11 protein-coding genes are annotated in these 21,051 nt (G+C 66.1%); 6 read left to right on the forward strand and 5 right to left on the reverse strand.

What is annotated here, in order from left to right:
• The 4 genes from DNK34_RS24180 to rph all read right to left on the reverse strand — a co-directional run.
• Positions 1–9,766: two-partner secretion domain-containing protein (locus DNK34_RS24180; RefSeq protein WP_165497314.1), on the reverse strand; the 9,766-nt coding region annotated here is incomplete at its 3' end.
• A 39-nt stretch (positions 9,767–9,805) separates the two neighbouring features.
• Entirely contained in the window at positions 9,806–11,518 is a 1,713-nt protein-coding gene (locus tag DNK34_RS24185; RefSeq protein WP_131175609.1) for a ShlB/FhaC/HecB family hemolysin secretion/activation protein, read from the reverse strand.
• Between the two features lie 342 nt (positions 11,519–11,860).
• Positions 11,861–12,232, reverse strand: coding sequence for a DUF4870 domain-containing protein (locus tag DNK34_RS24190; RefSeq protein ID WP_131175608.1), 372 nt, complete (start codon positions 12,230–12,232; stop codon positions 11,861–11,863).
• 583 nt (positions 12,233–12,815) lie between these two features.
• Positions 12,816–13,538: a ribonuclease PH gene (gene rph, locus DNK34_RS24195; RefSeq protein WP_131175607.1), complete on the reverse strand. Its 723-nt coding sequence runs from the start codon at positions 13,536–13,538 to the stop codon at positions 12,816–12,818.
• Positions 13,539–13,710: 172 nt separating this feature from the next.
• On the opposite strand from rph, the gene DNK34_RS24200 reads away from it, so the two are divergent.
• The 5 genes from DNK34_RS24200 to DNK34_RS24220 all read left to right on the forward strand — a co-directional run bounded on the left by DNK34_RS24200 (position 13,711) and on the right by DNK34_RS24220 (position 18,770).
• A complete protein-coding gene (locus DNK34_RS24200; protein WP_131175606.1) occupies positions 13,711–14,574 on the forward strand; it encodes a YicC/YloC family endoribonuclease in 864 nt (287 codons plus the stop codon).
• Positions 14,575–14,633: 59 nt separating this feature from the next.
• Positions 14,634–15,254 (forward strand): guanylate kinase, encoded by a 621-nt coding sequence (gene gmk, locus DNK34_RS24205; RefSeq protein WP_131175605.1) that lies wholly within the window; start codon positions 14,634–14,636, stop codon positions 15,252–15,254.
• 329 nt (positions 15,255–15,583) lie between these two features.
• Positions 15,584–15,847, forward strand: a complete 264-nt coding sequence (gene rpoZ, locus DNK34_RS24210) for a DNA-directed RNA polymerase subunit omega (RefSeq protein WP_003464606.1) — start codon at positions 15,584–15,586, stop codon at positions 15,845–15,847.
• A gap of 60 nt (positions 15,848–15,907) precedes the next feature.
• Positions 15,908–18,016: a bifunctional GTP diphosphokinase/guanosine-3',5'-bis pyrophosphate 3'-pyrophosphohydrolase gene (gene spoT, locus DNK34_RS24215; RefSeq protein ID WP_131175604.1), complete on the forward strand. Its 2,109-nt coding sequence runs from the start codon at positions 15,908–15,910 to the stop codon at positions 18,014–18,016.
• A 373-nt stretch (positions 18,017–18,389) separates the two neighbouring features.
• Positions 18,390–18,770, forward strand: coding sequence for a RidA family protein (locus DNK34_RS24220; RefSeq protein ID WP_131175603.1), 381 nt, complete (start codon positions 18,390–18,392; stop codon positions 18,768–18,770).
• Between the two features lie 71 nt (positions 18,771–18,841).
• On the opposite strand, the gene DNK34_RS24225 is transcribed toward DNK34_RS24220, so the two are convergent.
• The gene (locus DNK34_RS24225; RefSeq protein WP_131175602.1) at positions 18,842–19,699 is read right to left on the reverse strand and encodes an SDR family oxidoreductase; all 858 of its coding nucleotides are present in this window, start codon (positions 19,697–19,699) and stop codon (positions 18,842–18,844) included.
• Between the two features lie 182 nt (positions 19,700–19,881).
• Here DNK34_RS24225 and exbB point away from each other — a divergent pair, with 182 nt between their 5' ends.
• Positions 19,882–21,048: a tonB-system energizer ExbB gene (exbB, locus tag DNK34_RS24230; protein WP_131175601.1), complete on the forward strand. Its 1,167-nt coding sequence runs from the start codon at positions 19,882–19,884 to the stop codon at positions 21,046–21,048.
• Positions 21,049–21,051: the final 3 nt, after the last annotated feature.

A 21,051-nucleotide genomic window follows, 5' to 3' on the forward strand; every position in this document is an offset into this window, starting at 1 on the left:
TATTGGTGCTGTCGTAGCTTTCGCTCTGCTTGCTCTTGCTACGACCGAACGAGCCTTTGCTTTTCTTGAAGTAGTAGGAGGCGCTTTCGTCCTGGGCCGAGAGGATGTTGATATCCTGCCCGGCATCGATATCGACATCGTTGCCCGCCTGCACACGGCTGGCGATCACGCTCAGGTCGTTGCCGGCACCGAGGCTGATGTCGCGCCCGGCCAGGATTTCGCTCGATTGCTGGGTGACCCGGTCGTTGCTCTGGGTGACCTTCTTGCTGCGTGACAGGAAGTGGCTTTCATCGGCCGCGCTGGAAATCGTCAGGTCACGCCCGGCCCCCAGGTCGAGGTCACGGCCGGCGCTCAGTTGGCTGGCGACGATGCCCAGGTCGCGACCGGCGCTGATCTCCAGATCGCGGCCGGCACTCACCTCGGCGCCCAGTTGGCTCACCCGCTCGTTGAGGAACCAGTTGCCGCGTGACTGGTGCTGCACGTCCTGCACCGAGGCGATGGTGACGTCGCGCCCGGCTTCGATGGTCAGGTCGCCACGGCTGTCGAGCACGCCGCCGAGGTTGCTCACGTCGCGACCGGCCGCCAGGCTCAGGCTGCCGCTCGCTTCGATACGCGCGGCACTGTCGAGGTAGGTCTGGCCCCAGAGGCTGGCGCCCAAACGAGCGGCATGCTCGGTGACGCTACGCTCGTTGAGGATATCGTTACCCGCCGTCAGGCTGACTTCGCGCCCGGCGATGATACCGCCCTGGGCATTGCGGATACTGTCTTCGGCCAGCAGTTGCAGGCGCTCGTTGGCCTGCAGCAGGCCACTGTTGGCGATATTGACCGCCTGCACGTCGAGTGTGCCGCTGGCGCGCAGGGTGCCCTGGTTGTCCAGATCGCCACCGCTGATCAGGGCCACGTCGCGGCCCTGGATCAGCGCGCCGTTGGGGGCCAGGCGGCCTTCGGCCTGGGCCAGGTAGAGCACCGGCACCAGGACTGTCTCGCCCAGCACCTCCTGCTCTTCCATCCACACGATGTCGTGGGTCAGCGCCGCCACCTGCTCCGCGCTCAGGCTCACCCCCAGCCCCAGGTTCAGCGCCGACTGGCTGGCGATGGCGTTGTCCATCAGGTAGCGGAACATGGCTTCGTCGCTGTCCAGCCCGGCGATGAAGCGCTGGCCGGTGCGGGCGACGATGGCCTCGCGGATCAGGCGCTGCTCGTAGAGGCCGTCGCCCAGGCGCTTCTGCGCCTGATCGGGGTCGTAGCCCAGTTGGTCGAGCATATAGTCGGAGCTGAGGAAGCGGTTCAGTTCGGTCAGCGCCGGGTTGGTTTCGATCAGGTATCTGTGGGGTTGCGAGGCCTGGGTGACCACCGTGCCCTGGGCATGGGAGACATTGTTCTCCAGGTCGATGCCAGGCACTTGAACACCAGCGGCCCGGGCGTCGGGCAGGCCGACCGTCTGCAGGCCGTCGGTGACGCTACTGGAAGGCTGGGCGCCGAGCTGGAGGCCACCCGACTGGCCGGGCAGGCCGCTGGCCTGCTCGCGATCGCCGGCCTGCAGCTGAGCGCCGCCGGCCAGCAGTTCGCCGAGGTGTACCGTGCCGACCTGAGTACCGGTGCCGGCGGCTTCACGCTGCGTCAGGTCGAGGGAAACGTCGGAGAGGGACCAGCCCTGACTCGAGTTGGCATCGCGCACCTGGCTGTCGCTGGCGCCCTGGCCGCTGAGGCGGAACAGGCCGTTCTGTCCCATGGGCAGGCTGAAACCGGGCAGGGTCAGCGGGTTGACCTGTTGCTGGGCAAGATCCGGGGGCAACTGGGCATTGAGCTGGATAATGGTGGTCCCGGTACCGGAAGCGCTGGTCCCGTCAACCCGGGTCGTACCCAGGGCAATGCTCTGGCCGTTCCGACGAACACCATTCTCGATGAGGTTCGAACTGTTGATCGAGACATCGCCACCCGCCTGGATAATGGCATTGGCGGCGGCGCCGTTGGCGGTGACTATCTCGCGAGAGTCGACTAGCCGGTAGCTATCGAAGATAGCGGGAATAGGGTAATTCCGCTCCGGATCATAATAAGCATTGGTTTTTTGGGTTATCTGGTTACCCGGTGCCAGGTATCTCGTAACGTATTGATTACGATCGACATACTCCTGAACCGTATAGACGTGCTCATACAGTGAGTTGTATTTATTGTACTCATAGACGGCCCCGCCAGCTCTTACCAGCCCCTCGAACACCCCCCGCGACTCGGAGTCAAAGGGGTTCCTGTACTGCTGGAACCGAGTAACGCTCTCGGTAGCGGAACCGACGTTGGAGACCCTGTCACCGGTAATGGCGACATTACGCGCCGCAGACAATACGCTATGAGCGTTCTCGATCTCACCGCCAACAAGTTTGAGATCCCTGCCGGCCTGAATCAGGGAAGAGGGCGAGTCCTGGCTGACCGTTCTTTCCACTTCCTCGTTGAGAAAGTAATAAAGATCGAAGTGCCTGTTCTTGCAATCAATGCACTGGTAGGTGATGTACCCCGATACCAATCGTTCGGACACTTCGAAAACATCCTTGCGATTGATGATCTGCGTGGCATCGATGCTCAGGTCTTCGCCACTCTCCAAAGTACCCGAAATATTTTCCAGTCTTGTCGCCCGGTTGCCCGATTCGTCACGGGCCACCAGCAGTGTCCCCAGGCTGTACACATCCGCATACCGGTTGGTGAACGTCTCCACGTACAGCGCCATGTCGTCACCGCTGAAGAGCAGGCCGTTCTCGTTGAGCAGGCCGGTCGTACTCAGGGTCAGGCGCTGGGCGCTGCCGAGGGTGCCGTGGTTGCTCAGGCTGCCGGCGCTGACGATCAGGTCGCCAGCGGCGCTGAGGCGGCCCAGGTTGACCAGGCTGCCGCCGAGGGTGAAGGCTCCCTGGCCGCCGGCGCTGATGCTGGCCACCTCCGTCAGGCTCAGGCTGGCGGCCGTCAGGCTCAGGTCGCCGAGGCTGGTGAGGCGGCCGTTGCCGTCGTAGGCGCCGGTCAGGGTCAGGCTCAGGTTGCCGTCGCTGGCGATCAGCCCGTGGTTGGTCCAGTTGCCACCGCTGCCGCTGAAGGACTGGCTGGCCAGCAGCTGACCACTGGCGCTCTGGCTGAAGGTGCCGACGTTGACGGTCAGGTGGCCGGCCTGCAGCACGCTGCTGTTGCTCCAGCTGTCGGCTTCGATGGTCAGGCCGCCCTGGGTGACGAGGCTGCCGCCAGCGTTTGCGGCGCTGGACAGGGAGAGGCCGAAGGTGCCGCTGCCGGCGTGCAGGATGCGGCCGTTGTCGTTGGCCAGGCCGCCGATGCCGAGGATCAGGTGCAGGTTGGCGCTTTCGATGACGCCATTGCGGTTGTCCAGTTGCCCGCCGAGGCTGAAGAAGGTGCTGCCGCTCGCGCCCAGGGCGCGCAGTTGGCCACCCTGGTTGTCGACGCTGGCGCCTTGCACGTCGAGCGTGCCGCGGCTTTCCACTAGCCCCTGGCGATTGTCCAGCCCGTCGTCGCCCTGGTTCAGGGTGATCTGGGCAGCACCGATCCGTCCGCCACGGTTGTCCAGCCCGCCACCGGCCAGCAGCAGGTTGCCTTGCGCGGTGAGCAGGCCGCCCTGGTTGTCGAAGGCTTCTGCCGTCAGGCTGGCGTCGCCACCCAGGGCGTTGATGCCCCCGTCCGTATTGAACAGGCTGCCGCTCACCTGCAGGTCGAGATGCCGGGCCTGGATCAGTCCGCCCTGCTCGGCCGCGCCATTGCGCAGCCAGCCGCCCAGGCGGGTGCGTACCCAGCCCTCCAGGCTGGCGATCGTGCCCTGGCGGTTGTCGAGGTTGACGGCCGCGAGGTCGAGGTCGCCAGCGCGGCTCTGCAAGGTACCGCCACGGTTGAGCAGATCCTGGGTAGCCTTGATCTCGAGGCTGTCCCGGCTTTCCACCGACCCGCCCTGGTTGCTCAGGCGGCCGACGATAAGAGTGGCGCCGGCGTCGCGGCTGTAGATCAGGCCGTCCTGGTCGTTGCTGACGGTGCCGCTGGCGGTCACGCCGAGCCGGCCGTTGGCGGCGAGGGTGCCTGCCGCCGAGTTGTCCAGGCTGGCGACGGCCAGGGTGGCCGTGCCCTGGCTGGCCAGGATGCCGCCCTGGTTGTCGACGTCGCCGGCGCTGATGGTCAGCGCGCCGCCGCTGGCCAGTAGGCCCTGGGCGTTGTCCAGGCGACCGCCGAGGCTGACGCTGGTGATGCCGGCAGCGCCGATGCGCCCGCCGCCGTTGTCCAGGTTATGACTTTCGATGTTCAGCGCGCCGCCCGCCTGGAGGATGCCGGCCCGGTTACTCAGCGAGCCGGCTTCGAGATCCAGTCGCCCGCCGGCGTCGATCTGCCCACCGGCGTTGTTCAGTGCGTCGCTGATCAACAGGCGTTGCCCGCTGCCGCTGGAGAGGATGCCCTGGCCGCTGTTGTCGAGACTGCCCGCGCCGAGGTCGAGGCGGCCCTGGGCGACGATCGCGCCCTCGCCGCTGTTGAGCAGGTCGCCGGCAAGTTGCACGTCCACGTCGCCATGGCGGCTGGACAGGGTGCCCGCCAGGCGATTGTCCAGGGCCGTGCCGCCCAGGACCAGGCCCTGCCAGCCGGAGAGCAGACCATTCTGGTTGTTCGTGCTGCCGGCGACGAGACGCAGCCAGTCCTGGGCAATGATACGGCCCTGGCGGTTGTCCAGGCTGGCCGCGGCCAGTTCCAGCACGCCGAGGCTGGTGAGTTCCCCGCCCCGGTTATCGAGTTTGCCGAGGTTCTTCAGGCTCAGCGGACCACTGGCGCCGATCAGGCCGGCCTGGTTATCCAGCGTGCCGCCGAGCAGGTCGAGGGTGACCGACGCTTCGCCGATGAGTGCACCCTGGTGCTGGGTCAGCCCGCCGAGAGCCAGGTTCATGTCACCCTTGGCCGAGACTTCGCCTTGGCCGCTGCTATCCAGATGGCCAGCGCCGAGGCTCAGGCCGCCCTGGCTGTTGATCAGGCCGCTGGCGCTGTTGTCGAGGTTCCGGGCGACGTTCACGCCCAGGCCACTGCCAGCCAGCAGGTAGCCGCCACGGTTGTCCAGTTCGCCGCTGTCGAGGATCAACCCTTCGCCGGCCTGGATCAGGCCCTGGGCGCTGTTATCGAGGGCTCCGGTGATAGCCACGCTCAGGTCGCGGCGGGCCGAGACGGTACCGCCCTCATTGTCCAGCCGGGTAGCTTCGAGCTGCGTGGTAGCGGCGCTGACCAGGCCCGCCAGGTTGTTCAACAGGCGCTCGATGCGCAGCGTCAGGTCGCCGTTGGAAAGCAACCGGCCCTGGGTGTTGTCCAACGAGGTGGCCGCCAGGGTGAAGCCGGCGACGCTGGATATCTCGCCGCCGACGTTGCTGAGCGCGCCCAGGCGGGACAGGCTCAGCGCCCCGGGGGCGTGGATCAGGCCGCCGTCATTGACCAGTTCGCCACCGGCCAGGTCCAGGCTCAGGCGACTCTGGCTGAACAGCTCGCCGCCTTGCTGACGCAGACCGCCGAGTTGTGCCGTCAGGGCCCCCGCGCTGGCGATGCGCCCGGCCTGGTTGTCGACCTGACCGGCGCTCAGCTCGAGCCCGGCGTTGCCGATCAGTTGACCGCGACTGTTGTCGAGGTCGCCGGTTGCCACCTCCAGGGTGCCCGTCGCGGAGATCTGCCCGCCGACGTTGCCCAGACCAGTGCTGCGCAGCAGCAGGTCGGCGTCGGTGAGCAGGCGGCCGTCCTGGTTGTTCAACCGGCCTGTAGCGGTGACGCTCAGGGTATCCGCACTGGAGAAGCGGCCACGACTGTTGTCGATCGCGCCAGCCGTGACGCTCAGGGTGCCTTCGCTACCGAGCAGCCCGCCGACGTTGAGCAGGCGGCCGTCGGCGTCGGCCTGACCGGGGATGGCGGTCAGGCTGACGGTCAGTTCTTCGTCGCTGGCGAGGGTGCCGCCGCTGTTGTCCAGTTGGGCACCGATGAGCCGGTTGGACGCGCTGCCCAGTATCAGGCCCTGGGCGCGGTTGAGCAGACGCTCGGCGGTGACGCTCAGGTGCGCCGCCAGCAGGCGGCCGCCGTCGCTGTTGTCCAGGTACTGGCCGACGCTCCTGAGGCTGGTGCCCGTGGAGATCTCGCCGGTGCGGTTGTCCATGGCGGCCACCTTCAGGGTGACGTCGCCATTCGCAGCGAGCCGGCCTTCGCGGTTGTCGAGGCTGGCGCCTTCGAGCGTCAGCGTGCCTTCGGCCAGGGTCTGGCCCCGGTGCTGGCTGAACTGGCCGACTCTGGCGTCAAGATTGCCGCGGGCGCGGATCAGGCCGTCCTCGCTGTTGTCGACGTCGGCGGCGGCCAGATCGAGGTGGCGAGCGGCCAGGCTGCCGCCCTGGTTGTCCAGTTTGCCGCTGAGAACGAGGCTCAGGTCCTGTTCGCTGAGCAGCTTGCCGCCCGTGTTGTCCAGGCGCTCGGTGATCAGGCTGAAGCCGGCGGCACTGGAGATCTCGCCGCCACGGTTGCTGATACGGCTGATGTTCTCCAGCAGCAATGATCCGGGGGCGTTGAAGAAGCCGGCGTCGTTGTTCAGCACACCGCCCTGCAGGTCCAGGGCCAGGCTGCTCTGGCTGAACAGTTCGCCACCCTGCTGGTTCAGGCCCGTGGCCTCGATCACCAGCGCGCCGCCCGCCGCGATACGACCGGCGGCATTGCCGATCTGGCCCGCCTTCAGGTCTAGGCCGGCGCTGCTGGTGAGGCGCCCGGCGTCGTTGTCGAAGGCCCCGGTGGCGAGTGCCAGCGCAGCGGCGGCGGAGATCAGCCCACCACGGTTGTCCAGCCCGGCGCTGCGCAGCAGCAGATCGGCGTCGGTGAGGATGCGCCCATTCTGGTTGAACAACTGGCCTCGGGCGCTGGCGCTGAGCGTGCCGGCGCTGGAGAGGCTGCCTCCGGCGTTGTTGAGGGTCTCGGCATCGAGGGTCAGGGTGCCTTCGCTGCTGAACAGGCCGCCGTCGTTGAGCAAGCGGCCATCGTTTTCGGCATCGCCCGCCCGGGCGGCCAGTTCGATGGCCAGCAGGCTGTCACTGGAAACGGTACCGCCGCGGTTGTCCAGGTGGGCACCTGTCACCTGAGCGCTGTCCCAGCCATAGACCAGGCCCTGGTTGCGGTTGAGCAGGCGTTCGGCGATCAGGTTCAGGTGCGCACCCAGCAGGCGGCCGCTGTCGCTGTTGTCCAGACGCTGGGTATCGAGGCTCACACGGCCCTGGCTGGAGAGTTCACCACCGCGGTTGTCGATCTCGCCCACCGCCAGGTTCAGGTCGCCGTTGGCGGCAATCAGACCGCTGCGGTTGTCCAGCGTCTCGCCGGTCAGCTTGAGTGAGCCTGCGGCGAGGAGTTCGCCCTCGATCTGGTTCAGGGTATCGATCCCGGCGACCAGGTCGCCACGGCTGGACACCCGGCCTTCGCCGTTCTCCAGTTGGCCGGCGGCGAGGTCCAGGCCATTGGCGCTGACCAGCCCGGCCAGGTTGGACAGCAGTTGCTGGATGCGCAGGCCAAGGCCTTTCTCCGAGAGCAGCCTGCCGCCATCGTTATCCAGGCGCGACGCTGCCAGAGTGAAGCTTTCGTTGCTGGAGATCTCGCCACCGCGGTTACTCACCGTGCCCAGGTTGCTCAGGAGCAACGTGCCAGGGGCGTTGAGCAGACCGCCGTCGTTGTTCAGATCGCCGCCGGCCAGGTCCAGGCTCAGGCTGGCCTGGCTGAACAGTTCGCCGCCCTGCTGGTCGAGACCTGTGGCGCGCAGAACCAGCGGACCGCTGGCGGCTATGCGGCCGGCGCGGTTGCTCACCTGTCCGGCGACGAGGTCGAGGCGGTCCAGGCCGATAAGCTGGCCCCGGTCATTGTCCAGCACACCGCTGCTGACGCTCGTCGCGCCCTGCCCTTCGATCCGCCCCAGGCGGTTGTCGAGGGCAGCGGCAATGAGGCTCAGCCGATCTTCACTGGCGATCAGTCCGCCATCGTTGAGCAGGTGGCCAGCACCTTCGACATCGCCCGCCCGGGCGGCCAGTTCGATACCCAGCAGGTTGTCACTGGCGACACTGCCGCCGCGATTGTCCAAGAAGGCGCCTGTCACCTGGGCGCTGTCCCAGCCGTAGATCAGGCCCTGGTTGCGGTTGAGCAGGCGTTCGGCGGTCAGGTTCAGGCGCGCGCCCAGCAGACGGCCGCTGTCGCTGTTGTCCAGGCGCCGGGCATCGAGGCTCGTCCTGGCCTGGCTGGAAACTTCCCCATCACGGTTGTCGATGGCGTCCACCGCCAGGTTCAGGTCACCGTTGGCGGCGATCAGGCCTGCGCGGTTATCCAAGGTACCGCCGGCCAGGTCCAGGCTCAGGCTGGCCTGACTGGTCAGCTTGCCTTGCCGCTGATCCAGGCCGCTGGCCTTCACCTCCATCGCCCCGCCGCTGGCGATAAGCCCCTGGGCATTGACGATCTGTCCGCTGGCGATGTCCAGACGCCCGCCGGCGACTAGCCGGCCCTCGGCGTTCTCCAGACTAGCGGTGTCCAGGCGGGCATCGCCCTGGGCCAGCAACTGGCCCTTCTGGTTGTCCAGCGCACCGCTGGCGTTCACCCGCAGATCGCGGCTGGCCAGTGCGCTGCCGGCGTTGCGCACGCTCTGCCCGCTCAGTTGGATGTCGCCGGTGGCGTTGCGGCTGTCGTCGGGATTGACCCCGGCCTCGATATGGCCGCGGTTGTCCAGGTTCACGCCACTGTCCAGCGCGACCGCGTCCCGCGCCGCCAGGCTGCCGTGGTTCATCAGGTCGCCCCGAGCCTGAACATCGAGGCGCGTGCCGGCGTACACCTGGCCCTGGGTTTCCACCTGCCCGGCCAGGACGGCGATCTGCCCGCTGGCCGCGGCATTGGCGACAGTCAGTTGGCCATTGGCCTCGATGTGGATATCCCCGGCGCTGGCCGCCAGGTCGCCGGCCAGCTTCACCCCCACACCAGCCTCGGTACCGACCAGACGAATCGCCCCGGCGTACATGCCGCCCAGCGCCGAGCTGTCGATGGCCAGCAGCGGCGCCTCGCTGCCGTCGGCCGCCTTGGCCGTGGCCTGCAGGGTCGCGGCATCCACTTCGTTGCGCCCGGTGATGACGTTCAGGCGCTGGGCGTGCAGCTCGGCATTGAGCTTGGCGCTGCGGGTGATCAGGTCGAACTGGTCGAGGTTGCTGGCATTCAGGCCGGCGCCCTCGATGGCGATGTCGCCGCCATTGACGTCGAAGCTGCGCAGCTGGCCATTGTCGATCACCGGCGTGCCGGTGCTCAGGGTCGCGCGCGGGGTGTTGAGGAAGCCGCAGCCGTCGCAGCTGATGCCGTGGGGGTTGGCGACGATGACGCGGGCCGCCTGCCCCGCCACCTCGGTGTAGCCCTGGAGCTGGCTGCGGTTGCTGCCGGTGACTTCGTTGAGGATCACCCCCGCCGCCCGGCCGTTCAGGTTCGGGTTGCCAAGGATGATGCCGCCCTGCTGGGTGCCCTGCAGGCGCTCGGTGGCATTGTTGAGGATCAGCCCCTGCTGGCCGACGTTGTAGTCGCTGAATTTGTTGTGCGACAGGCCGCTGCCATTGGGTGTGGCGATGTTGACGATCGGCACGCCGTTGCCGGCCTGGCCCAGGCTGGTATTGCCGCCAGCGGCGCTGTCCACCGCCAGTTGCGCCGCCGTGGCGACGATGGGGTTGAGGAACAGCACGCCAGCGAGGATCAGGGCGATGTTCTGGAAGAAGGGGCGGCGAACGTCCATGTCAATGACTCCAAGGCGCATCGAATCAGAAAATGAAAATCAGAAGAAAACGTCGAGACGGAAGTGCACCGGCCGCTCACGTTCGGTGATGGCGTCGGGGCGTTCCAGGGAATGGGCGAAGGTCACCGTGGCGGCCAGGTGTTCGCCACGGGCGCCGAGTTCCAGGGCGTGACCGCTCATGCGCCCGCTCTGCCCGGCGCTGTACCGGTCGTGGCTGATCACGCCGACGTCATAGGCCAGGGTCGCACTGTATTGCTGCACCCAGGGTTGCAGCGCCGCCCAGGTCACCGGCCGCGTCCAGCGCAACTGGTTGCGCCAATAGCCGCCACTGTCGCCGGACAGCGACTGGTCCTTGAAACCACGCACCGAGCTGAGGCCGCCGAGGCTGATGCGCTGCGGGCTGTACAGCACGTCTTCGCTCTTCTGCCCGGTGGCCAGGCTGTCGAAGCTGAACGACTCGCGCCACAGGCTGAACGGCTGCAGGTAGCTCAGGGTGAGGCTGTACTTGTCGTAGCGCGCCACCGGCTCGCTACCCCGGGGATCGCCATTGCTCTGGGCGCCGAACAGGCCCACGCCGCGCTGCCAGCCGGCGTCCAGGTTGACGAAGGCGCTGCCGATGCGCCGGCCATGGTTGAAGCCCAGTTGCGCCTCGCTGAGGTGCGGGCTGGAGCCCTGCAGAAAACTGTCGAGCAGGTAGTTGCGCGAGCGCATGTGGCTCAGGCCCAGGTTGACCGCCGTCTTGCTCAGGTTGTCGCGGTGCAGCACCCGCTCGCCACGCAGGGCATGGGTGCGGCTGTCGCCGTCCTGCTTGAAGTCGAAGCCGTTGCCCTGCCCCAGGGTGCGGTAGTAGCTCTGGCTGTAGCTGTAGTCGAAGCGCCACCAGCCGTAGGGCAGGCTGTAGGACAGGCTCTGGTTGTGCGAATGACGGTAGCTGTCGCTGACCGCGTCGCGCCCGGCGCGCAGGCTCAGCTGGTCGGCCAGGCCCAGCGGGCTGTCCCACACCAGGCCCAGGCCCCACTGCTGCTCGCCGGTGCTGCGCTGGCCCTCGTTGTGGCGGTTGAGGTTGGCGTGCCAGGGTTTGCTGCGCTCGCCCTGCAGTTGCACGCGGCTGCCGCCGACCTGCTCGCCGGGCACCAGTTCCAGCTGGGCGCGGCGCGAGGGCAGGCGGCCGAGGTTTTCCACCAGTTGTTCCAGTTCGCGCAGGTTCAGCACCTCGCCGACCTGGCCGGGAAAACCGATGGCCAGTTCGCGGTCACTGGCCAGGGCGGAGCTGTCCAGCCCTTCGAGGCGCCCTTCGACCACGATCACCTGCAGGGTGCCGCGCGACAGGTCCTGCTGCGGCAGGTAGGCGCGGGTGGTCACGTAGCCGCGGTCGATGTAGTGGTCGGTGATGGCCTTGAGCAGCTCATTGAGCTGGCCGACGCCCAGGCAGCTGTCGGCGAACGGGGCGAGGATCGCCGTGCGCTCGGCTTCGCTCAGCAGGCTGGCGCCGCTGATCTTGATCTGTTCGATGGCGAAGCAGCGTTCATCGCTCGGCGGCGCTTCGGCCGGCGCCTCGACGCCACGGCCAGGCAACTGCTGCAACTCCTGCAGACGCCGCTGCTGCTCCTGCAGCAGGCGCTCCTGGCGCTCGCGGATCAGGTCCTGATCCAGCGGCGAGGGCAACCCCGGCGGTGGGGTCTGGGCACCGACGTATAAAGGCAGGCAGCACAGGCAGAGCAAGACCGCCGCAGTTCCTTTGCGGAAAAACATTCATCCATCCCTGATTTAGCGTATTGGTTCGGTGGCCGCGATTAAACCATATGGCCTCTTGCCATCAAAGAATGTGCAGCGGACCTGGTTCACAGTCTGTGAACGACGACCGCCAGCCGGACGGCCTGATGCCAGTCAGTTAAGCACTTGACCCACAAAACGACGGTTTGCCCTGGCCCTGTAGGAGCCGCGACCCCGCGGCGATTGGTGGCACATCAGCAATTTTGCTGAATGGCTACCATCGCATCGCGCCGAGGTCGACGCTCCTACACGGGCGGCGGTTTGCCGCTCTTCTGTAGGCGACCCACTAAAACCTTATCTGATCGGCATTAGGCGGACGGCCTACTTCACCAGGCGCAAGCAGAACGGATAGCGATAGGAGCGCCCTTCCCCGGCCTTGATGCCGGCGATGATGCTCAGCACGATGGCGCCAATGGCCACCAGGCTCAGCAGCAGGAAACCGATCAGCACCAGCATCAGCAGGATGCTGACGATGGCGGCGATGGCCACGGTGATCTGGAAGTTGAGCGCTTCCTTGCCCTGCTCGTCGATGAAGGCGTCCTGCTCCCGCTTGATCTGCCAGACGATCAGCGGGCCGATCAGGTTGCCGAAGGGGAAAACGAAGCCGAGGGCCGCCGCGAAATGGCAGAGCATGGCCCACTGGCGGGCGCTCTGGCTCGGCGTGGGCACGGGTGGCTGGCTGGGTTCGTCCATAGCGGCTCTCCTCTATACGTAAGTGTCGCAACACAGATCAAATGTCGGTCGCATGGTTTCTCGTAGATGCCGTCTTGATCCTAGGCCTGCAAGAACCCGTTCGGAGCCAGGGTTCACAATGTAGGAGCCTCGACCCCGGCGCGATGCAATGGCGGCCATCCTGCAAAAATCGCGGTATGGCCACCAATCGCCGCGAGGTCGCGGCTCCTATGCAAATGTGGCAATTCTGCGCACTTGTTGCTGAAACCCGAGGTAAACGACTTCGAGTCGAACGCCATCCTTGCGTAGCCGGGTCGAGCGCAGCGACACCCGGGAAATCGCACCCTGGGTATCGCTGCGCTCAACGCCAGGCTACGGGGCAAGCCGTAACCCACACTGGCGCAACGCGATCCATCGCCTGGTGCGGGGCGGCCATCCGCGACGCACCACGACAGCGCTGCCTGTCGATCCGCGTCCCGCGTCGCTAACCTGCGCGGCCCGACCCAACCTATGGACGTCCGACATTACATGACTGACACGATACTAGGGTCTGTTGACGTTTCAGCCGACCGCGCCGGAAGCGTTAACAGATCCTAGCGCCTGGTTACTCGGCCAGCGCGGCCTGCTGCAGCGCGAACAGCTCGGTCATGCCCTGCTGCGCCAGGGCCAGCATGGCATTCAGCTCGGCCGGCTGGAAGGGCGCGCCCTCGGCCGTGCCCTGCACCTCGATGAAACCGCCGGCACTGGTCATCACCACGTTGAGGTCGGTTTCGGCGGCCGAATCCTCCAGGTAGTCCAGATCGAGCACCGGCTCGCCCTGGTAGATGCCGACGGAAACGGCGGCGATCATCTGCTTGAGCGGATCGCCGCCCTTCAGGCCGCCGCGCTTCTTGATCACCTTGAGGGCGTCGATCAGCGCCACCATGGCGCCGGTGATCGAAGCGGTGCGGGTGCCGCCGTCGGCCTGGATCACGTCGCAGTCGACGTACAGGGTGTTCTCGCCCAGCTTGCTCATGTCCAGCGCGGCACGCAGGGAACGGCCGATCAGGCGCTGGATTTCCAGGGTACGGCCACCCTGCTTGCCGCGGCTGGCTTCACGCTGATTGCGGTCGCCGGTGGCGCGCGGCAGCATGCCGTACTCGGCAGTCAGCCAACCCTGGCCCTGGCCCTTGAGAAAACGCGGCACGCCCGACTCGACGCTGACGGTGCAGATCACCTTGGTATCGCCGAACTCCACCAGCACCGAACCTTCCGCGTGCCTGGTGTAGTTGCGGGTGATGCGAATCGGGCGCAACTGATCGGCCGCGCGGCCACTGGGACGTTTCATCTGGGCAATACCTGCTGTGAAGTAGAATCTGCCCGGCATTATAGGGACCTGAGCCGACAAGGACAGGCCGAATTGGGAGCGACCGATGCACTGCGCTACAATCGCCCGGCTCTGACATGAGCAAAGCACGGCAAAATGCCGCGCCGCACCGATGTTCCCTGAGGTAAACAGCATGATTCACAGCATGACCGCCTTCGCCCGCACCGAGCAGGCCGCCGCCACTGGCACCCTGAGCTGGGAGCTGCGCTCGGTCAACCATCGCTACCTCGAGCCGCACCTGCGCCTGCCCGAGGCCTTCCGCGATCTCGAAGGCGCGGTGCGCGAGGCCCTGCGCCAGGGGCTGTCGCGCGGCAAGGTGGAGTGCACCCTGCGCTTCAGCGAAGACAATGCCGGCGCGGCGCTGCAGGTGGATCGCGAGAAGGCCGCGCAACTGATCGCTGCCGCACAAAGCGTGGCGGCGCTGATCGAGCGGCCGGCGCCCCTCAATCCGCTGGAAGTCCTCGCCTGGCCCGGCGTGCTGGTGGCCGACAGCGCCGATCCGCAGGCGCTCAACGCCGCCGCCCTGGCGCTGTTCGGCACCGCCCTGGACGAACTGAAGAAGGGCCGTGGCCGCGAAGGGGCGGAACTGGCCAGGCTGCTCGGCGAACGCCTCGACAGCATGCTCGAGGAAGTCGCGGCGCTGCGTGAACTGGTGCCGCAGATGCTCGATGCCCAGCGCCAGAAGATCCTCGAGCGCTGCCGCGAGATGCAGGCCGAGCTCGAGCCGCAGCGCCTGGAGCAGGAGCTGGTGCTGCTGGCGCAGAAAAGCGACGTGGCCGAAGAGCTGGATCGCCTGAGCACCCACGTCGGCGAAGTGCGCCGCGTGCTCAAGAGCGGCGGCGCGGCGGGCCGGCGCCTGGACTTCCTGATGCAGGAACTCAACCGCGAAGCCAACACCCTCGGCTCCAAGGCCTTCGACCCGCGCAGCACCCAGGCCGCCGTCAACCTGAAAGTGCTCATCGAACAGATGCGCGAACAGGTCCAGAACATCGAGTAGCGGCTGCCCAGCGCGACCTGCGCAGCGATCCGATCATCAACCGTTTTCAGGACAGGCCCATGAGCGTCACCACCGGCACCCTCTACATCATCTCCGCGCCATCCGGCGCCGGCAAAACCAGCCTGGTCAAGGCGCTGACCGACAGCGAGCCGCTGATCCGCGTCTCGGTTTCCCATACCACCCGGGCCATGCGCCCCGGCGAGAGCGATGGGGTCAACTACCATTTCGTGGCCCGCGAGCAGTTCCACGCCATGCTCGACAAGAACGCCTTTCTCGAGCACGCCGAGGTGTTCGGCAACCTCTACGGCACCTCCCAGGCCTGGGTCGAGCAGACCCTGGCCGATGGTTTCGACCTGATCCTGGAAATCGACTGGCAGGGTGCCCAGCAGGTGCGCCGGCTGATGCCCCAGGCCCGCTCGATCTTCATCCTGCCGCCGACCCAGGAGGCCCTGCGCCATCGCCTGACCAGCCGTGGCCAGGACAGCGGCGAGATCATCGAGCAGCGCATGCGCGAAGCGGTCAGCGAGATGAGCCACTACGTCGAATACGACTACATCGTGATCAACGACGACTTCTCCCATGCGCTCAGCGACCTGAAGGCCATCTTCCGTGCCAACCAGTTGCGCCAGCAGTCGCAACAGCAACGCCACCTGGGCCTGCTCAACGAACTGCTGGTCTGAAAACAGCGACAAGCCTCAAGTTGCAAGCAAGAGCAAAGCAGAGGAGCGCCTCAGCTTGTAGTTCAGGGCAATCGCGCTATGGCGTTAGGGCATCGCCCGCACTCGATGAAAAGCGCTGGAGGCTGGAAAGCTGGACGAGAAACCGCTGTTTCGCGTCGTGCCCGAGCCGCTTTTCGTTCAGCCTCCAGCTTTCCAGCGCTGTTTGCGACTCTTCGAGCGCATAACGCGATTGCCCTGCTTGTAGCTTGTCGCTTGTAGCTGCGCTAGACTATCCAGTCGCTCGCCCATCCGGGCCCAGCCTTAATTTCGCATTTGCTACGAGGAACACCATGGCCCGCGTTACCGTTGAAGACTGCCTGGACAACGTCGATAACCGCTTCGAGCTGGTCATGCTCGCCACCAAGCGTTCCCGTCAACTCGCCACTGGCGGCAAGGAGCCGAAAGTCGCCTGGGAAAACGACAAGCCGACCGTCGTCGCCCTGCGCGAAATCGCCGCCGGCCTGGTCGACTACGACGTCATCGCCCAGGACGACATCGTCGAAGAAGAGCCGCTGTTCGCCGCCTTCGAGGAAGAGGCCAACGAGCCTCTGTAAGTCCATGCCCGGTCGAGATCGCACGGCGCAGGCGCACAAGGCCCGGCAAGGGGAAGCCCCATGCCGAGCATAGACGCCCTCGCCGATCGACTTTCGACCTACCTCGGCGACGACCAGGTCAACCTGGTGCGCCGCGCCTACTTCTATGCCGAGCAGGCCCACGACGGCCAGCGCCGGCGCAGCGGCGAAGCCTACGTCACCCATCCCCTGGCGGTCGCCAACATCCTCGCCGACATGCACATGGATCATCAGAGCCTGATGGCCGCGATGCTGCATGACGTGATCGAGGACACCGGCATCGCCAAGGAAGCCCTGCACGCGCAATTCGGCGAGTCGGTGGCGGAACTGGTGGACGGGGTCAGCAAGCTGACCCAGATGAACTTCGAGACCAAGGCCGAGGCCCAGGCCGAAAACTTCCAGAAGATGGCCATGGCCATGGCCCGCGATATCCGCGTGATCCTGGTCAAGCTGGCCGACCGCCTGCACAACATGCGCACCCTGGAAGTGCTGTCCGGCGAGAAGCGCCGCCGTATCGCCAAGGAAACCCTGGAAATCTACGCCCCCATCGCCAACCGCCTGGGCATGCACAGCATGCGCGTGGAGTTTGAGGATCTGGGTTTCAAGGCCATGCACCCGATGCGCTCCGAGCGTATTCGCGCCGCGGTACGCCGCGCCCGTGGCAACCGCAAGGAAATCGTCACCCGCATCGAGGAGTCGCTGCTGCACTGCCTCGAGCGCGAGGGCCTGAGCGGCGAAGTGATGGGCCGCGAGAAGCACCTGTACAGCATCTACCAGAAGATGCGTGGCAAGCGCCGGGCATTCAACGAGATCATGGACGTGTACGCCTTCCGCATCGTGGTCGACAAGGTCGACACCTGCTACCGCGTGCTCGGTGCCGTGCACAACCTGTACAAGCCGCTGCCGGGACGCTTCAAGGACTACATCGCGATTCCCAAGGCCAACGGCTACCAGTCGCTGCACACCACGCTGTTCGGCATGCACGGCGTGCCCATCGAGATCCAGATCCGCACCCGCGAAATGGAAGAGATGGCCAACAACGGCATCGCCGCCCACTGGCTGTACAAGGCCAACGAAGACGAAGCGCCCAAGGGCACCCATGCCCGCGCCCGACAATGGGTCAAGGGCGTGCTGGAAATGCAGCAACGCGCCGGCAACTCGCTGGAATTCATCGAGAGCGTGAAGATCGACCTGTTCCCCGACGAGGTCTACGTGTTCACGCCCAAGGGCCGCATCATGGAACTGCCCAAGGGCTCCACCGCGGTCGATTTCGCCTACGCCGTGCACACCGACGTCGGCAACACCTGCATCGCCTGCCGTATCAATCGTCGCCTGGCGCCGCTGTCCCAGGCCCTGGAAAGCGGTTCCACGGTGGAGATCGTCAGCGCGCCGGGGGCCCGGCCGAACCCGGCCTGGCTGAATTTCGTGGTCACCGGCAAGGCCCGCACCCATATCCGCCACGCCCTCAAGCTGCAACGCCGCTCCGAATCCATCAGCCTCGGCGAGCGCCTGCTGAACAAGGTGCTGGCCAGCTTCGACAGCCACCTGGAGAAACTGCAGCCCGAGCGCCTGCAGGCGGTGCTCGGCGAATACCGTCTGGAAGTCTTCGAGGATCTGCTCGAAGACATCGGCCTGGGCAACCGCATGGCCTACGTGGTGGCGCGCCGCCTGCTGGCCAGCGAGGGCGACGAGTTGCCCAGCGCCGAAGGCCCGCTGGCCATCCGCGGCACCGAAGGCCTGGTGCTCAGCTATGCCAAGTGCTGCACACCGATCCCCGGCGACCCTATCGTCGGCCACCTGTCGGCGGGCAAGGGCATGGTCGTGCACCTGGATACCTGCCGCAATATCAGCGAGATCCGCCACAATCCGGAAAAGTGCATCCAGCTCAGTTGGGCCAAGGACGTCACCGGAGAATTCAACGTCGAGCTGCGCGTGGAGCTGGAACACCAGCGCGGCCTGATCGCCCTGCTGGCGGGCAGCGTCAACGCCGCCGACGGCAACATCGAGAAGATCAGCATGGACGAGCGCGATGGCCGCATCAGCGTGGTCCAGCTGGTGGTCAGCGTGCATGATCGCGTACACCTGGCCCGGGTGATCAAGAAACTGCGCGCCCTCACCGGCGTCATGCGCATCACCCGGGTCAAGGCGTAAGAGCAGCTTCAAGCTTCAAGCCAAAGTGTATAGCGACCTGCATGGCACTCCAGCCGCCCTATACACCGACATGCCTTGAGGCGACCAACGGCAGCCTGTAGCCTAATGCCAGCCAATCAAGCGGTTTGCCCTGGCCCTGTAGGAGCCGCGACCTCGCGGCGAATCGTGGCCATAGCGCGATTCTGCAGCATGGCCGCCATCGCATCGCGCCGGGGTCGACGCGCCTACACGGAGCGGCGGTTTGCCGCTCTTGCGTAGGCGCCCTGCTTCTACAAAAACCTATCTGATCGGCATTGGCCTGTAGCCTGCCGTATTCGTTTTCCTTGCAGCTTGAGGCGTGCCGCTTGAAGCTGCCTTTACCGAGGAGTTTTCCATGAGCAAGACCGTCATCAACAGTGACAAAGCCCCCGCCGCCATCGGCACCTATTCCCAGGCGATCAAGGCCGGCAACACCGTATACCTGTCCGGGCAGATCCCGCTGGATCCCCGGACCATGGAGCTGGTGGAAGGCTTCGAGGCGCAGACCGTGCAGGTCTTCGAGAACCTCAAATCGGTGATGGAAGCGGCCGGCGGCTCGTTCAAGGACGTGGTCAAGCTGAACATCTTCCTCACCGACCTCTCGCACTTCGCCACCGTCAACGAGGTCATGGGCCGTTACTTCCAGCAGCCCTACCCCGCTCGTGCCGCCATTGGCGTCGCCGCGCTGCCGAAGGGCGCGCAAGTGGAAATGGACGCCATTCTGGTCATCGACTGACCTGAAAGCAGTGATGAGCTGCAAGCCGCAAGTGGAAGCGTCCTGCCCGCGCTTGCTCTCGAGATTTGCGGCTACCCCTCGTGTAACACTGCCGCATACCCTTCTCGATAACTGGGATACTCGGGTTGCCAGCCTAGCGCCCTGGCGCGGGCATTGCTGCAGCGCTTGCTGCCGGAGCGGCGCACCGTCGACTGCTCCGACCAGTGTTCGACACCCAACCGCTGGCGCAGCCAGTCGACCACTTCGTGGAGCGGCGCCGGTTCGTCGTCGACACCGAGGTAACAGTCGGCGAGCGCCTGCCCGGCGGCTTCGGCCTCGAGCAGGAACGCCAGCAGCCCCGCCGCGTCGTCGGCATGGATGCGATTGCCGTACAGCGGTGGCTCACTGGCCACTCGATAGCCCATGCGCACCTGCTTGAGCAGCCATTCACGGCCCGGCCCATAGATGCCGCTCAGGCGCACCACGGTCGCCGGAAAGCCACTGTCCAGGGCCACGCGCTCGGCTTCGAGCATGATCCGCCCGGCGTAAGCCTGCGCTTGCGCGGGGGAGTCTTCATCGATCCATTCGCCAGCGGCCTGGGCGTAGACGCCACTGCTGGAGACGAACAGCACCCGCCTGGGCCGCTGCCCACTGGCCCGCAGCCAGGCCAGCACATGACCCAGACCATCGACATAGGTCTGGCGGTAACCCGCCTCGTCATGCTGGCTGGCGGCGGCGCTGTACACCAGATAGTCCAGCGCGCCCTGCGGCCACTGCGGCGGACAGTCGACGCCATGCAGATCCCCGGCCACGGGCAGGATACCCGGCGGCAGCGCCTCGACGCTGCGGCGCAGGCCATATACCGTCCAGCCCGCCTCTCGCAACCGCACCGCCAGGCGCCCTCCCACATCGCCGCAGCCGGCAATCATTACGCGTCCCACAGCCTTCATTCGTCACTCCTCGGGAGCACCTGGAACGAGCGCAGGTGCTCTAATCGGCAGATTTAGACGTAATACAGTTACGTTACGCCTTTCATAAACAAGAATTACTTGCAATAATGTTCAGCCTTTTTTACCAGCGCCCTGCTTTGCCAGGCGCTGGTCATCGTCATCCCACTCTAGGTCCGGCCAGCATGAACTCTACCGCCCATAGCGCTAAGCCAACCACTGCCGCCGCTCGGCCACGACGCCTCGGCGCGCTCTTCGCACTGCTGCTCGGCCTGTTCCTGGTGCCGGCGGCGAGCTACGCCGATGAGTCCGTCAATACGCCGGAGCCGGCCGCCAGCGCGCCGCAAGCGCCCGCTGCCGACGGCCAGGACGCCCCGGCGCAAGCGACAGCGCCCACGGCGGCTGGCGAAGCGCCTGCAGACGTACCGGCAGAGACCACGGCCCAGGTCAACGCCCTGAGCGAAAAACTCGAGGCCCTGGGCCCGCAAGCCACGCCCGAGCAGATCAACGAAGCGCGTCAGCAGTTCATCAGCGAGAACAACATCGCCCCCCAGGACGCCGAACAACTGCTGCAGGCCCTCGACGCCCAGCAAAGCGCGGACGCCGCGGCCATGGGCAACGACGCCGCCGCCGAAGCCGAACAGGTTTTCCATGACCTGTCTCCCTGGGGCATGTACCAGGGCGCCGACGTGGTGGTCAAAAGCGTGATGATCGGCCTGGTGCTGGCGTCCATCCTGACCTGGACCGTATGGATCGCCAAAAGCATCGAGCTGATCACCGCCCGCCGCCGCCTGCGTCGCGAGCTGGTCGAGCTCAAGGGCGCCCGCAACCTGGCCCAGGCCACCGAACAGGCCCGCGCCAAGCACAGCTTCAGCGAGATCCTCATCGAGGACGCCCGCGAGGAACTGAAGCTCTCCGCCAGCAGCCGCGAGAAGGAAGGCATCAAGGAACGCGTCAGCTTCCGTCTCGAACGTCTGGTCGCCGCCTGTGGCCGCGACATGAGCAAAGGCACCGGGGTGCTCGCCACCATCGGTTCCACCGCCCCCTTCGTCGGCCTGTTCGGGACCGTATGGGGCATCATGAACAGCTTCATCGGCATCGCCAAGACCCAGACCACCAACCTCGCGGTAGTCGCCCCGGGTATCGCCGAGGCCCTGCTGGCCACCGCGCTGGGTCTGGTCGCGGCCATCCCGGCGGTGATCATCTACAACGTCTTCGCCCGCTCCATCGCCGCCTACAAGGCGCAGGTCGCCGATGCCTCGGCCCAGGTACTGCTGCTGGTCAGCCGTGACCTCGACACCCTGCCGCCGGGCGAGCGCAGCCAGCAGCCCCACATGGTCAAGGCGGTCTGAGGC

The sequence above is a fragment of the Phytopseudomonas dryadis genome, from assembly GCF_004327355.1.
In the GTDB taxonomy this organism is placed as follows: domain Bacteria; phylum Pseudomonadota; class Gammaproteobacteria; order Pseudomonadales; family Pseudomonadaceae; genus Aquipseudomonas; species Aquipseudomonas dryadis.